We start from the raw sequence: 15,677 nt of genomic DNA, 5'->3' as shown, positions 1-15,677 counted from the left end.
GATCACATAGGCGACATCGTCGATCCGCAACGGACGAACCCGATCGCTGTCGGTGATCGGACTACTGTCGGTCTCGTCGTGGTTGTCCTCGGCTGAGTCGAGGTAATTCGAAATAAGCCAGTCGATGCTGTCGGGTAGTTGCGCGCGTACGGATGCGGTCGTAATGCCGATGGCCGCTTCGGAATCGGTCATCATGTGGGTGATGCGTTCGGTGGGATGAGTCGTATCGACCGGCAGGAAGGCGGCTCCGGTTTTGGCGACCGCCCACACCGCGAGTACCGAGTCCGCCGAACGTGGAATGCCGATCGCGACAACGTCTTCCGGCCCGATGCCACGTCGAATCAGCAACCGCGCCAACCGATTCGATCGTTCGTCGAGCTGTTGGTAACTCAGCTGTTGTCCGTCGCACACGATCGCGGTGGCGTCGGGATCGAACGCCGCCGCCGCACTCATCAGACCGGGCAACGTGGTCGGTGCCACCGAAGGCGCGCCGGAGCGGGTCAGCAGATCGGCTCGTTCGGCAGAGTCGAGTACCTCGATCGCCCCGACCGCAACGGTCGGGTCGGTGGTTATCGATTCCAGGATCCGAATCCACCGGTGGGCAAGTGAATCGATGGTCGCAGCGTCGAACAGGTCGGTGGCGTAGGTGAGCGCGACGGTCATCTCACCGCTGTCGGGGTCGGGCGAGAGGATGAATTGCAGGTCGAAGCGGGAGATTTCGTTGGGTAGGTCCAGTACCGACAGTTCCAGATCGGGCAGTTGCAGTGTTACCGGTGCCAGGTTCTGGAATGCCAGCATCACCTGGAACAGTGGGTGTCGTGCTTGGGAGCGCTGCACACCGAGTTTGTCCACCACCTGCTCGAACGGTACGTCGGCGTGTTCGAAGGCGTCCAGATCGGTGTGTTTGATCCGGCCGAGCAGATCGGTGAACGATTCAGCGGGATCTATCTCGGTGCGCAACACCAACGTGTTGACGAACATGCCGATCATGTCGTCGAGTCCGGCCACACCACGCCCGGCGATCGGTGTGCCGATCGCAATGTCGGTGGTGCCGCTCAACCTGGCCAGCGCGAGCGCCAACGCGCCGTGGATCGCCATGAACAGCGACGAATTATGTTGGCGCGCGAGTTGTTCCAATGCCCGCACCACAGCGGCGGGCACCGAGTAACCGGCCGTGGCGCCGCGGTTGGACATCACCACCGGCCGTGGCCGGTCCAACGGTAGAGGCAGTTCCTCGACGACGCCGTGCAGCGTTTCGGTCCAGTAGCGGATCTGCTCGGCGCACAGTGATTGCGGATCATCGGGCGCGCCGAGGGTAGCTTGTTGCCACAGTGCGTAGTCGGCGTACTGGACCGGCAGCGGTGTCCACGCCGGGGCGGCCCCATGGATCCGCGCGGCATACGCCCTCGCCACATCACGCGCCAACGGGGTCATGGAGAAACCATCGGCGGCGATGTGGTGCACCACGACAGCAAGGACGTGTTCGGGTTCCTCGCTGCCGACAATGCCGAACAATCGGGCACGTGCCGGTGCCTGGGTGCTCACATCGAAGCCTTCGGTGACGAATTCGGTGACCGCCGTTACCAACTCGCCCGCTGCGACCGGTACCACGACCAGCTCACCGTCCATGCTCTCGACCGGTTGGATCTGCTGGATCAACATGCCGTCGTGGTCGGGGTAGCGCGTTCGCAGCGACTCGTGGCGCCCCAGCACGTCCAGGACCGCCGAGTGCAGGGCCTCGACGTTCAACTCGCCACGCAGCCGAATCGCGATCGGCATGTTGTAGGCGCCCGATGCGGTGTCGTACTGGTTGAAGAACCACATCCGTTGTTGGGCCGGCGCCAACGGCACCAGATCCGGGCGCGGCCCGGCGACCAGCGGTGGGCGACGTCGCCCGGTCCCGGCATGCCGATCGATACGACCGGCCAGTTCCGCGACCGTGGACGCCTCGAACAACAATCGCACGGGAATCTCGGCATCCAACGCGGCCCCCAACCGCGCCGCGACCCGAGTCGCGACCAAACTATCCCCACCCAAAGCGAAGAACGAATCATCCAAACCGATCCGGTCGATACCCAAAACATCGACGAACGCTCGAGCGACCGTGTGTTCAGTCGGTGTATGCGGCGCACGGAACGGCTTGATGTCGGTGAAAACCGGCTTCGGCAACGCCTTTCGGTCCAGTTTGCCCACCGGTGTCAGCGGGATACGGTCCAGCACCATGATCGAGGACGGCACCATGTAGGACGGTAGATGGTCGGTGAGGTATTCGGTCAGTGTCGTGGTGTCGATGGTGTGGTCGGGTGGGGCGACGACGTAGGAGACCAGTGATTGCGTTCCGGTGCCGTTGTGGTGGCCGATGGTGGTGGCGTAGGCGACGGTTTCGTGGGTGGTGAGAGTGGTGTCGACTTCGCCGAGTTCGATGCGGAGGCCGCGGATCTTTACCTGGAAGTCGGAGCGGCCCAGGTGTTGGATGGTTCCGTTGGTGGTCCAGCGGACGACGTCGCCGGTGCGGTACATGCGTTGGCCGGGTAGCCAGGGGCAGGCCACGAATCGTTCGGCTGTCACGTCTGCTCGGTGGTGATATCCACGGGCGAGCAGATCACCCGCGACATACAACTCACCGGCCACCCCAACCGGAACCGGTTGCAGCCGCTGATCCAACACCCATGCCGAGGCACCGGATATCGGCCTACCGATCGTGACCAACTCACCAACTGCCAACGGAGCGCTCAGTGTCGCGGAGATGGTGGTCTCGGTTGGCCCGTATTCGTTGAGCACGATGCGGTCGCCGCCCCAGCGTTCGACCAACTCGCTGCCGTAGTCCTCGCCGCCGACCATCAGATACTTCAGATCCGCTAGCGGCCAACGAGTGTGATCGATGGTGGACAGTACTGAAGGTGTGATGAGGAGGTGGCTGATGTGTTCGCGGTCGAGCAGTGCGGCGAGTTCATCACCGCCGTAGACGTCGTTGGGTGCGATGACCATGGCCGCACCAGCCGCCAACGGGAGCAGCAATTCGAGTACTGATACATCGAAGCTGGGTGATGCCAGATGTAGCGTGCGGGAGCCGGATTCGATGCCCATGGCAAGCCGGTGTTCCGCGGCGCAGTTGCCGAGTCCGCGGTGGGTGACCGCGACACCCTTGGGTCGTCCGGTCGATCCGGAGGTGTAGATGACGTAGGCGATATCGTCGATCCGCAACGGACGAACCCGATCGCTGTCGGTAATCGGACGATCATCGGTGTTGGGCTGGTCGCCGGACGTGTCGAGTTCGTCCGATATCAGCCAGTCCATATTGTCGGGCAATTGTGGGCGTACGGCTGGCATGGTCAGACCGATGGCCGCGTTCGAATCGGTCATCATGTGGGTGATGCGCTCGGCCGGGTAGGTCGGGTCGATCGGCAGGAAGGCGGCCCCCGATTTCGCGACGGCCCAGACCGCGAGCATCGAGTCCGCGGAACGTGGGATGCTGATCGCGACAACGTCTTCCGGTCCGATGCCACGTCGGATGAGCTGCCGTGCCAACCGGTTGGAGCGTTCGTCCAGTTCCCGATAACTCAGCTGTCGTCCATCGCACGCGATCGCGGTGGCGTCGGGATCGAATGCGACTGCTGCCGATAGCAGATCGGGCAGTGTGGTCGGCGGTGCCGCGGGTGCGCCGGAGCGGGCCAGCAGATCGGCTCGTTCGGCAGGGTCGAGCACATCGATCGCCCCGACCGCAACGGTCGGATCGGTGACGATCGACTCCAGGATCCGAATCCACCGATGCGCAAGAGAATCGATGGTCGTGGCGTCGAACAGGTCGGTGGCGTAGGTGACCGCGACGGTCATATCGCCGCCGTCATGATCTTCCGACAGGATGAATTGCAGATCGAATCCAGGAGTTCGGTCGCTCGGGTCGACCACCGGCGGCTCGAAATCGGACAGGGCCGACCCCACCGGTTCCGGATTCCGCACCGCCAACAGCACCTGAACCAGCGGATGCCGGGACTGACGCCGCTGCGGAACGAGATCGTCCACCACCTGCTCGAACGGAACATCGGCATGTTCGAAGGCGTCCACATCGGCTTTTTCGATCCGGCCGAGTAGTTCGGTGAACGATTCAGCGGGATCGATCTCGGTCCGCAGCACCACGGTGTCGGCGAACTCGTCGGCGACACCGTCGAGCGCGGCCGTAGCGTGCCCGTTGGTCGGTGTGCCGATCGGAATGTCGGTGGTGCCGCTCAACCGGGCGAGCAGTACCGCCAACGTGCCATGGATCGCCGTGAACAGCGACGAACCATGCTGCCGCGCACATTGTTCCAATGCCGGAACCAGATCGGCACGCAAGGGGTAGCTTGCGGTGGCGCCTCGATTCGACGGTACCGCTGACCGGGGCCGATCGACCGGCAGGCGAAGCTCCACGGGCAGGTTCGCGAGCGTGGCCCGCCAGAACGCCAGGTTCTCGCGGCGGCGCTTGATCCGGGCGCCGGCACGGGCGCTTTCGGGGTGAACCTGGTCGAGCGCAGTGTCCGGCGCGGCGGCGAACGCGTCGAGGAACTCCATGAACCTCGTGCAATGCGCCGAGAGTTCGGAGTCGGTATAGAGGTTGGGATTGGCCAGCAAGTGCAGAATCGTCCGCGGCGGCTCCCCGGTTTGATACAGGTCGACCAGCAGATCGTCGACCGGCCCCGAACTGAGGATATGGAACTCCCCGGTCACCGAACCCAACCGGATCTCCTGGTGGAAGAACATGACATTCACCACCGGGCCGGCGAAACGCCGCAGTCCGCCGTGGTGTCCGGCGGCGGCGCGAATGTCGGTCAGGCCGCACCGCTGGTGCCGCAACGCCCCCACCAGATCGGACTGCACCCGCCGCGTCAGTGTCGCCACGGTATCGTCCCGATCCAGCATCAGCGGAAGGGGCGCGACATTGACGAAGACCCCGCCGGACCGCCGCAGCACGGCGTTCGTGCGACCCGATACGGGAATATTGACCATGACCTCGTCTCGGCCGGTCATCCGCGCCAGATAGCAGCCGAATGCGGCGATCACCACCGCGGCCGGGCTCGCGTTCCACACTTCTGCGGCATGCTCGATCCGCTGCACCATCAGCGGCGAAAGTTCGGCGGTTGCGACCACACTGTCCGCGCGCGCGGGTGCGTGCCCATCGACCAGACTGGACTCGTCCCCGGCGTCGGCGAGCTTGTTCAGCCAATATTCCTGGTCGTCGGCGAACCGCTTCGACTCCCGGTAGCTGCGGTCGGCCTCGTATAGCGTGCGCACGTCCGCCGCCCGGTTCGGCTCCGCCGTCCGGCCCCGCACCGCCGCCGTGTACAGCGCCCCTATGCGGTTCAGGGTCATCATTCCGGCATAGCCGTCCATCGCGACGTGGTGGATTCGGGTGTACAGCAGGTAATGCCGGTCCCCCACCCACACAACCGCCGATCCGAACAACCGGTCCCGCGTCATGTCGAGCGGCTTGGTGTACTCCCGACGCATCCACTCCAACCCCGCCGCGACGGGATCCGGTTCGCCACGCACGTCTATCACCGGCGCCGCCGACTCGAGCGACGGGTCGAACACCTGGTACGGCTCGCCGTCGACCTCTACCAGCCGCAGATATCCCGACTGGAACTCGCGGCCTGCCCGCATCGAGGCTTCGCGCAGCAGATCGATGTCGAGATCGCCACGCAACTCGATGTACTGTGCCTCTGATATCGGCACATCCGGACTCAATTTCTGCGCCAGCCATAACCCCCGCTGCCCGGCAGACAGCGGCACCTGCCCTATTACTGACGCGTCCGGCTCGGTATCTCCGCTCGATCCCTGGCCGGGACGGAGCTGTGTCGGCGAAACGGTCATTGAACTTTCCTCTATCCCGACCACGGCCAGTCTAAGCCGGATAGTTCGCGGATGTATACCCCCGTTTCAGCGGTCCGCACCGCGAAATTATCGGCGAATTCGGAAGGGGGTGGTCGGTGATCTTGGTTCCCCCTCGAGAGCGTTGCGATGCACCAGCTGGCCGAATGTAAACGCTGTGCCGCGCAGGGACCTTCGACCCTGCATCTCATGACCAAAAGCCCTGACCCCGACGATTTTACATCGCGTATATAAGTCGATGAAATCGCAATGTTGCGAGGTGCAAATCCGCATAAATTCCGCCAAGTTGTTAACAAATAATAGTTGCATTGCGATTATGTCGTTTGTCGCTGAAATTGGTGAATCGGTCCACCGGGTATACCCCGCGCTGATGTGTCACCGGTGCGGCGGCGGTAGGTGAGCTGTCGCTGCCCGGACCCGCCGGATCTTCACGGCGATGTGCGCCATTGGGCCACGACACCTATGGCGCTATGAGCGGCGCGATCGGCGGCGATCGCGTCCAGTAGCTCTTGGCGCGTCGATGAGCACCGGCCTAGCCTGGACTCCCACCGCGCGAAGAGGAGACAGCCGTGCCCGATGTCCGTGAAGTGTGGCAGAGCCGAACATGGGGGAGCCTCGGTGCCCCGGTGTACGACTTCGTCCTGGATCATCCGCAGGTGGCCCGGCCTGCCGGACAGGTGCTCTGGGGCTGCGACACCCGCCGGATGTACGCCGCGATGGACATTGTCAACGAGCTGCCGGCGGGCTCCGCGGTACTGGATCTGCCGGTCGGCGGCGGGGTGACACTGCGCCGTCTGCGACCGGGGCACCAGATCCGCTACGTGGCGGCCGACATTTCCGACGACCAGCTGGCGGCGGCGCGCCGCGCGGCCGACCGTGCCGGGGTGTCCGGTGTCGACTACGTGCGTGCGGATGTGGTCGACCTGCCCTTCCCTACCGGCGAATTCGACCTGGTGGTGACCTTCGCTGGCCTGCACTGTATGCCGGATCCGGCCGGCGCGGTCGCCGCGCTCGCACGGGTGCTCGCGCCGGGCGGACGGCTGGTCGGCAGTTGTGTGGTGCGCGGTGTCCAGCGGCGCTTCGACCTGCATATGCAAGTGATGCGGGCGATCGGGGTATTCGGTCCGTCCGGCACCGCCGCCGATCTGTCGAGCTGGATCGCCGCGGCAGGGCTACGGGAAGTGGAACTGGTGTGCAATGGCGCGCTGGCCCAGTTCACCGCCGTGAAGGACTAGCGCCGCGGCTCGTAGCGGGGGCCGACGAGGGCGATAGCGGTATCGACGGCGACGTCGATGATCTCGCTGATATCCCGGCCCTCCTCCACGGTGGATGCGATTAGTTCGCGGTAGCCGCCGTAGAGGATGGTGGCCATCTGACGGGTCGGCGGGTGCAGTCCAGGGGCCTCGAATCCTGGTGTGGCGGTGAGGCTTTGGATGAGATTGATAAAGGCCTCGCCCGCGTCGTGCTGCACCTGACGGGCGGCCTCGCCGAGGGCGGGGATGTCGCGGATCCAGGCCAGGGTGATCGTCGGATCCTGTTGCGAGGCGCCGATCCAGGCCTCGATGGCCTGCCGGACCTGGATGCGCCATGGCGCGCTGGCGTCGACCGCATCGTAGATCTGCTGGATGGTCTCGCTATTGCGCTCGGCCAGCAGCGCGATGAAACAGTCCTGTTTGCTGTCGAAGTGTTCGTAGAAGGTGCGGCGGGAGGTGCGCGCGTTGCGGACCACATCGGCCACGGTCGTCTCGCGGTAGCCGCGGTCGCGCACGGCGTCGGCCATCGCGTCGAGAAGCCGACGCCGGAAGGCGGATTCCGGCGTGGCCTCGGCGGCGATGCTGGTGGCGGGCTCGGCACGGGTCACGACGATCAGGTTAGTGCGCCCCGCCGCCACGGCGATCATGACCTCACGCGCACCGGAACCGGCTCGCCGAGCGCGGTTCGGTTCGCGAATCGGATGGTGCCGTCCTCGATTCGCCCATGGCGCAGTGCGAGCACATCGTGGGCGTAGTTCATGCCCAACCGCCAGGGGCGCCGCGAACCCGCCCGCGGGAACCGGTCGATGGAGCGCTGGACATATCCGGACTGGAAGTCCAACAGCGGTGCCGTCTCGATATCCGGATCGGGCCATGGCACGCACTGGTCGTAGCCGTTGGCGTCCATATGCCGCAGCAGTCGGCAGACGAATTCGCCGACCAGATCCGCCTTCAACGTCCAGGACGCATTGGTATAGCCGATGGTGAACGCGAAATTGGGGACACCGCTGAGCATCATGCCCTTATAGGCCATGGTCTCGGGTAGTGCGATCGCCCGGCCGTCTACGGTGAACTCGATTCCGCCGAAGGCCAGCAATTGCAGACCGGTTGCCGTCACCACGATATCGGCCGGCAGGTCGGCGCCGGAGCTCAAGCGCAGGCCCTCGGCGGTGAACCGGTCGATGCGGTCGGTCACCACCGCGGCGCGACCGGCCCGGATCGCGCCGAACAGATTCCCATCCGGTACCAGGCACAGCCGTTGATCCCATGGGTTGTAGGTCGGTTTGAAGTGGACGTCCACCTCGTAGCCGGTGGGCAGTTGCGCGGCATTCTGCTTGCGGATGAGATTGCGGATCATCCGGGGACGTCGCTGGCTCAGCTGGTAGATGAGGGTGCTGATGAGCACGTTCTTCCAGCGGGTGATCGTATAGGCCCGGCGTGGTCCGAGCCGTTCGCGCAGCCGGATGGCCACCGCGTCCTCGGTGGGTATGGACATGATGTAGCTGGGCGAGCGTTGCAGCATGGTCACCTGCGCCGCTTTCTCGGCCATGGCGGGCACGAGCGTCACCGCCGTGGCCCCACTGCCTATCACGACGACGCGCTTGCCCTCGTAGTCCAGGTCGGTGGGCCATTGTTGCGGATGCACCAGTTGCCCTCGGAAATCCTCGATTCCGGGGAAGTCGGGGGTGTAGCCCTGGTCGTAGCGGTAGTAGCCGCTGCAGGAGTAGAGGAAGCCGCAGGTGAGCGTCGAGGTGGTGCCGTCGCATTCGACGGTTACCGTCCAGCGCGCCTCGGCCGTCGACCAGGAGGCACCGATGACCTTGTGCCCGAATCGGATTCGCCGATCGATTCCGGCATCGGCCGCGGTATCGCGAATGTAGTCCAGGATCGACTGTCCGTCGGCGATGGCCGCGGCCTGCGTCCACGGGCGGAAACGGTAACCGAGAGTGTGCATATCGGAATCCGATCGCACGCCGGGATAGCGGAACAGATCCCAGGTGCCCCCGATTGTCGTGCGCGCCTCCAGAATTGCGTAGCTGCGCCCCGGAAACGCGGTCTGCAGATGGTGTGCCGCACCGATGCCCGACAGGCCGGCGCCGACGATCAGCACATCGAAATGCTCGGGCTGACCCGCCGCCGGGCCAGGACCCCTCATCGAATCCCTCATACCGTCGCTCCCACCTCGGCCCGGGCGCGCAGCCGCCGCTCCAGCACCGTGAATATGTCGTAGTAGTGGGTCGGTGTCACGCGTGCGAGTGCGTCGAATATGTAGGCGTCCGGTCCGACCAGGATGCGGGATTTCCCGCGTTCCACTCCGCGACAGATGATTTCGGCCGCCTTATCCGGCGACGTCAGGGTGAGCGCCTCGAATTCGGCCGCCATCTGTTCGTGCGAGCGACCGCGGCCCTCGGGATCCTTGCGGACCCTGGCATTGCGCGCGATATTGGTGGTGATTCCGCCCGGATGCACATTCACCGCGGATACCCCGGTGCCCCGAAGCTCTTGGCGCAATGCATCGGTGAAGCCGCGCACCGCGAATTTCGCGGCACAATAGGCACTTTGGTTTGGCATGCCGACCAATCCGAATACGCTCGAGGTATTCACGATGACGCCCTGATCCTGTTCGACCAGAATTGGCAGAAATGCGCGGGTGCCATTGACGACGCCGTCGAAGTTGATCTGCCGCAGCCATTCATCGTCTTCGGGTACCGTGTCGAGCACCGACGACGACACCGCGACACCGGCATTATTGAATACCGCCGCCAGCGGCTCGGTCAGCCATTCGCGCACCTCTGCGGCGAAGGCCAATTGATCGGCGGCATCGCGCACATCGAGGACCCGAGTCAGCACCGGACCACGCAGCGACGAGGCCGTCTGCTTCAATCCGGTCTCATCGATATCGGCGATCGCCACCGGTGACCCACGGCGGGAAAGCAATTGGGCGAGACTGCGGCCGATGCCGGAGGCGGCGCCGGTGATCATGGCGGGACGGCCGGACAGCGGCCTAGCGGTGCGGGGCATCGGTGCTCCTGGCGGTGCGGATATGGGTGTCGATGAGGTCGGTGAGCGTCGGCCGGAGGCCGACGGGCAGATCGTGGCCCATGCCGGGCAGGGTGTGCAGGCGCGCGCCGGTAATGGCGCGCGCGGTGACCGTGCCGCCGGTCGGGTTCACCATCAGGTCGCGGTCACCGTGCAGGATCAGGGTCGGGGCGACGACAGTGCCGAGTTGGGTTGTCCGGTCACCGGATTTGAGGATGCCCGCCAGTTGACGGCCCACCCCTGGCGCCGGATGCGGATCGCGATCCCAGGTCGTCGCCGCGGCGGTGCGCACCGCGGATTCGTCGAACGGAAAGCCGTGCGAGCGGATGTGCCGATACATGCGCACCGAGCGATCGATGTGCTCGGTGCGGTTGCGTGCCGGTCGGCCGAACATCAGCCGCCAAGTCGACAGGGCCGGTCGTCCCACCCTTGCCGCACCCGTGGTCGACATGATCGAGGTCAGCGAGGCGACGCGGTCCGGATAGCGGGCGGCGACGGTCTGCGCGATCATCCCGCCGAGTGACATGCCGACCAGATGGACCGAGCCCAGCTCGAGCGCATCGATCAGACCTACCGTGTCGGCGGCCATATCGTTGAGATCGTATTGCTCTGTGTGCCAGCGCTTTCGCAGGAAATCGAGCGGACCCGGCGGCGAGAAGTCGAAGTGCGTCGACTTGCCGACATCGCGATTGTCGAAGCGGATGACGTCATAGCCGCGTGCGACGAGCAGATCGCACAATCCGTCGGGCCAATCGTGCAGTTGCTGACCGAGCCCCGCGATGAGCAGCAGTGGCGTGCCGCCGCTGCCGAGGCGCTCGTAGGCGAGGGTGACCCCGCGGCCCACATCGGCGAATTGTTCGCTCACGCCGTCACCTGCTCGGTGCGCGCCGCGATAGCGGTCGGCACGGACGCGCGGCGGTACACCACGGCGCGGCCCTTCTTGGCGGGCACCAGCGCGACACCGCGGAAGTGTGTCCGCTCGTCCGGCGCATCGGTCGGTGCGAGCGTGAAATCCCTGAGCAGCGTGCGCAATACGACATTCATCTCCATGGTGGCGAATGCCGCGCCGATGCAACGCCGCGCGCCGCCGCCGAACGGGATCCAACTGAAGGTGCCGGGCCGGACCCCGACGAAGCGGTCCGGGTCGAAGGCGCGGGCGTTGGGGAACAGCTCCTCGTTATCGTGCACGAGTCGGATGGAGACCAGCACATTCTGTCCCTTGGGCAGCGTCCACCGCCCCAGCTGCATGGACTCCGCACGGATCTTGCGGGCCGTCGCATCGATCACCGGCCGGACTCGCTGCACCTCGAGCAGGGTGGCTTCGCGCAGTGCCGAACCACCCTCGTCCACCTCGGCGACCAAGCGGGCCAGCACTTGTGGGTGGCGGCGCAACCGCTCGATGGTCCAGGAGAGTGTGGTCGCAGTGGTCTCGTGCCCCGCGGTGAGCAGGGTCAGCAGTTCGTCGGCGATTTCGCTGTGGGTCATCGCGGTGCCGTCGTCGTAGCGGGCCTGCAGCATCATTGCGAGCACATCGTCGCGGTCGGCGAGGTGTTCGTCGGCGGCGGCGCGGTCGATGAGGCGGCCGACGATTTCGTCGTAGTGGCGGCGGTGCGCGGTGAAGCGGGCCCAAGGTCCGAAGCGCCCCAGGAACTTTCGCGGCACCGGCAGCGCGGCCAGTGCCGAGCCGACCAGCACCAGTTTGGGCAGCAATTCGCGCAACTCGTCGAATTCCCTGCCCTCGGCACCGAATACGGCACGCAGGATCACATTCAGGGTGATCCGCATCATCGAATCCATCGTGGCGAACTCCTGGCCCTGCGGCCAGGTCGCCAGTTCGCGGACCGTCTCCTCCTCGATCAGCGCCTCGTATACGGCGAGACGGCGGCCGTGGAACGGCGGGGTGAGCAGTTTGCGCTGCTTGCGATGTTCGGCGCCCTGCAGTGAGAACAGCGAGCCGGGACCGAGGAACTGGCCGAGATTGACATCGACATTGTCGGCGATATCGGAGCTCGCGGTGAACAGCGCCTTCACCTCGGCCGGATCGGATAGCACCACCATCCGGCCGAACCTGGGTAGGTAGACGGTGAATGCCGAGCCATAGCGGTCGTGCAGCCTGCGCCAGGCACGGGTCCGGCCCGCCATCACCTCCACGGCCTGAAACAGAGCCGGAGTAGTCGGTCCGTCGGGCAATTTCACCGTGGTCATGCGGCACCTCCCAGCGTGGTACATCTGCGTACCATCAGCACGGTACGCCCACGTACCGACTGTGGCAAGGGTCACTTTTGTCCGGGCGGTCGGAAGCCTTGTTTTCGGGGATTACCGCCCGCTCGGATGGTGCGGGTGACTAGCGTTGGCCCGTGCGCAGGCGTCGGTGGGTGACAGCGGACGGGTGGTTCGGTAGGCGTGCCCTGCCCGATCGACCGGTGGCTCGCGGCTGGTTCGCGGCCCTGGCGTCGGTCTTCGTGCTCAGCGGTGTGGCACCGGCTCCGGCCGAGCCGATCGCCGCCGACCTCGTCGCCATCGAAACCGGTCAGCTGCGCGGTGTGCTGGCCACGGATCATCGGTTGTTCGCGGGTATTCCCTATGCGGCCCCGCCGGTCGGGGACCTGCGGTGGCGGGCACCAGCTCCGGCCGCATCGTGGCCGGGTGTGCGCGATGCCGCGGTGGCCGGGCCGAGTTGTCCGCAGGACAACAGCGTCTTCGGTCTGCTGGGGGCGAATCCGACGAAGTCGGAAGACTGCCTGTACCTCAATGTTTCGACACCGCGCAGCCTGCCGACCGGCGGGCGCCCGCTGCCGGTGCTGGTCTGGATCCACGGCGGCAGTTTCACCAGCGGCTCCGGCGATATCTACGGTGCCGCTCCGCTGATCACCCACGGTGACGGTGACGTCATTGTGGTCACGATCAACTACCGCCTCGGCGCGCTCGGCTTCCTCGCCGCCACCGCACTCGACGACGGCTCCGGGGCCGGGAACTACGGCTTTCTGGATCAGCAGGCCGCATTGCAGTGGGTGCGGCGCAATATCGCGGCCTTCGGCGGTGACCCGGATCAGGTGACCCTCGCGGGCGAGTCCGCGGGCGCCGCGTCGGTCTGCGCGCAGTTGGCCGCGCCGAGTTCGCGTGGACTGTTCCGTGCCGCGATCCGGGAGAGCGGCCCGTGCTCGGCCGGCGTGCCGGTCGCGACGGCGGCGGCCGACGGCGACGCCTATGCCGCACGTCTCGGCTGCACCGGACCCGAGACCGCCGCTTGCCTGCGCGCACTGCCGGTCGACACCTTGGCGAGCAATCCCATTGCCGCGACCGTCTACGGTGGATCGTTCCTGCCGACCGGCCCGCAGGCGGCATTGCGCAACGGATCCCTGGCCGCAGTGCCCACCCTCGTCGGTGCGAACAATGACGAGATGGCGCTCTGGGTGTACCTGAAATACGGTGTGCCACTCGGTAAGCCGCTGACGGCAGCCGGATACCGCGACGCACTGGCCGCCGCCATGCCCGACCTGACGCCGGAGCAACTCGACCGCGTCGAGCAGCTCTACCCGGCAGCCGCCTACCCCCAGCCCGCGCTCGCACTCTCGCGCGCCTGGACCGACCGCACCCTGACCGCGCTGATCGTCGAGTACGCCGCGCTGAGCACCCACAACGCCACCTACGTCTACTCTTTCGATGATCCGGCGCCGCTCGCCCCGCCGAATATCTTCCCGCTCGGCGCCTTCCATGCCAGCGAACTGATATCGCTGTGGAGCCTGCGCGATCTCAGCTGGGTCTACGGTGCCGTGCTCACCCCCGACCAACAGCGCCTCGCCAGTGAAATGCGCAGGTACTGGACTCGATTCGCCATCGACACCAGTCCGAATCCGGCTGGCCTCGAACCGATTCCGGCCTACGACCCGGCCGCACCGCTCGTCATGTCCTTCCGTCCCAGTGGAAACCGCGTCATCGACACCTATGCCGCCGACCATCGAGCCGACTTCTGGATGACGCTGCTGCCGCGCTGATCGCCGGTCGGAGGGCCTTCGTGTCCGAGCCGTCTCCGGACTGAATGTCATTGGCGCGCTGGCGTTCTGTTTCGCTGCCGCGAACGTGAGCTTCGAAATGTTCGTATCCCGTTGGCCTCAGCGGATATACGAGGTCATGGGATGCAGTTCGCCGCTGCCATCGTGATACAACACTGTAAACTTCGAATCTTCGATGCAGAGTGGGGTATGGCGTGCAGTCGTGGTCGTCGATTGTGGCGGATGTGCGGCAGTGGTGGTGGATCTATCTGTCGATGCCGTTGATCGCCGGTGGGATCGGGTGGTTCACCAAGCTGATCGCCATCGAGATGATGTTTCGTCCGCTGGAATTCGTCGGGGTGCGGCTGGGCCGAATTCCCTTGGGCTGGCAGGGGATGCTGCCGCGCCAGGCCGAGAAGATGGCGGGCATCGCCTACGACATGATCAGCACGAATCTGCTGCAGCCGCAGGAACTCTTCGACCGACTCGACGCGGATCGGCTGATCAAAGAGGTCGAGGCGCCGATGCGCCGGGCCGTCGACGATGTCGTGCGCTCCATGGCGATCGACTACTACCCGGGACTGTGGGAGGCGATGCCGGAGCTGACCCGGCACGCGGTGATCGGGCTGATCCAGTCCGAGACGCCGAAATACGCGGTTGCGGCCATCGAGGATGCCAAGCGCGATATCGTGCGGCTGTTCGATCTGCGCGCCATGGTCATATCGAATCTGACCGCGGATAAAGCGCTGCTGAATCGGATGATGCGCGATATCGCCGGGGCGCAGATGACCATGATTCCGAAGATCGGCTTCTGGTTCGGGCTGCTCATCGGCGTCGGACAGGCGATCATGTGGGCGCTGTTCCGCGAGCCGTGGCTGATGCCGGTATTCGGGTTCGTGAACGGGTGGATCACCGACTACATCGGGCTGCAGATGCTGTTCCGCCCGCACGAGCCCAAGCGGTACTTCGGAATCTTCACCTGGCACGGACTCTTCGCGAAGAACCGGCACGAACTGATTCCGCAGTACGCGCATCTGATCGCGGCCGAACTGCTCACGCCGGACAAGATCGTCGACGCCATCCTGAAGGGGCCCGCGGCCGACCGGGTCTTCGAACTGGCCGCCAAATATGTCGACCGGGCCGCGGACGCCGCGCCGAGCCTGGCTAAACCGCTGGTCACCCTGACCGTCGGCACCGACCGGTGGCGGGAGCTGAAAGCGACGGCGGCCGAACGGGTTTTCGCCTACGCTGAGGCCACCACCCAGCAGGCGCACGCCTACACGATGCAGGCCATGGATATCGAGAACACCGTCATCGAACGGATGGGCGAGCTCTCACCCGCCCAGTTCGAGAATCTGCTGCGCCCCGCAGTGAAGGAGGATGAGCCGACGGCGATCGCGGTCGGCGCGGTACTCGGCGGGGTCGTCGGCGAGTTGCAGATTCTGCTCATCGAGCGAATCACACTCGATCACTGGGCGTGGCCGCTGGGGCTGTTCCTGCACTGACGCCGAACGCCGGTTGCGCGGAC

At 65.5% G+C, this 15,677-nt stretch carries 9 protein-coding genes; 3 read left to right on the top strand and 6 right to left on the bottom strand.

Annotated features, from left to right (window positions below; translation table 11 throughout):
• Positions 1-5,847 (bottom strand): amino acid adenylation domain-containing protein (locus ACWEO2_RS35320; RefSeq protein ID WP_452409333.1); only part of this gene is annotated, 5,847 nt, incomplete at its 3' end.
• 587 nt (positions 5,848-6,434) lie between these two features.
• On the opposite strand from ACWEO2_RS35320, the gene ACWEO2_RS35315 reads away from it, so the two are divergent.
• Positions 6,435-7,100, top strand: a complete 666-nt coding sequence (locus ACWEO2_RS35315; RefSeq protein WP_452409332.1) for a class I SAM-dependent methyltransferase — start codon at positions 6,435-6,437, stop codon at positions 7,098-7,100.
• On the opposite strand, the gene ACWEO2_RS35310 is transcribed toward ACWEO2_RS35315, so the two are convergent.
• Genes ACWEO2_RS35310 through ACWEO2_RS35290 form a run of 5 tightly spaced genes read right to left on the bottom strand, consistent with a single transcriptional unit; the run spans position 7,097 to position 12,362 of the window.
• On the bottom strand, positions 7,097-7,726 hold the full coding sequence (locus ACWEO2_RS35310; protein WP_452409331.1) for a TetR/AcrR family transcriptional regulator: 630 nt from the start codon (positions 7,724-7,726) through the stop codon (positions 7,097-7,099). The two genes, ACWEO2_RS35315 and ACWEO2_RS35310, sit on opposite strands and share 4 nt — an antisense overlap.
• A gap of 35 nt (positions 7,727-7,761) precedes the next feature.
• Positions 7,762-9,273 carry a flavin-containing monooxygenase gene (locus ACWEO2_RS35305; RefSeq protein ID WP_452409330.1) on the bottom strand — a complete coding sequence of 504 codons (1,512 nt, stop codon included), beginning with the start codon at positions 9,271-9,273 and terminating at the stop codon, positions 7,762-7,764.
• An 8-nt stretch (positions 9,274-9,281) separates the two neighbouring features.
• Positions 9,282-10,139: an SDR family NAD(P)-dependent oxidoreductase gene (locus ACWEO2_RS35300; protein ID WP_452409329.1), complete on the bottom strand. Its 858-nt coding sequence runs from the start codon at positions 10,137-10,139 to the stop codon at positions 9,282-9,284.
• Positions 10,123-11,022, bottom strand: a complete 900-nt coding sequence (locus ACWEO2_RS35295; protein ID WP_452409328.1) for an alpha/beta fold hydrolase — start codon at positions 11,020-11,022, stop codon at positions 10,123-10,125. Before ACWEO2_RS35295 ends, ACWEO2_RS35300 begins: the two co-directional genes overlap by 17 nt.
• Positions 11,019-12,362, bottom strand: coding sequence for a cytochrome P450 (locus tag ACWEO2_RS35290; protein ID WP_452409327.1), 1,344 nt, complete (start codon positions 12,360-12,362; stop codon positions 11,019-11,021). Before ACWEO2_RS35290 ends, ACWEO2_RS35295 begins: the two co-directional genes overlap by 4 nt.
• Before the next feature lie 152 nt (positions 12,363-12,514).
• Here ACWEO2_RS35290 and ACWEO2_RS35285 point away from each other — a divergent pair, with 152 nt between their 5' ends.
• Positions 12,515-14,152 (top strand): carboxylesterase/lipase family protein, encoded by a 1,638-nt coding sequence (locus ACWEO2_RS35285; RefSeq protein ID WP_452409326.1) that lies wholly within the window; start codon positions 12,515-12,517, stop codon positions 14,150-14,152.
• 212 nt (positions 14,153-14,364) lie between these two features.
• Positions 14,365-15,654 carry a DUF445 domain-containing protein gene (locus ACWEO2_RS35280; RefSeq protein WP_452409325.1) on the top strand — a complete coding sequence of 430 codons (1,290 nt, stop codon included), beginning with the start codon at positions 14,365-14,367 and terminating at the stop codon, positions 15,652-15,654.
• Positions 15,655-15,677: the final 23 nt, after the last annotated feature.

The sequence above is a fragment of the Nocardia sp. NPDC004278 genome (assembly GCF_053602975.1).
This window is presented reverse-complemented; position numbering and strand designations above follow the sequence as displayed.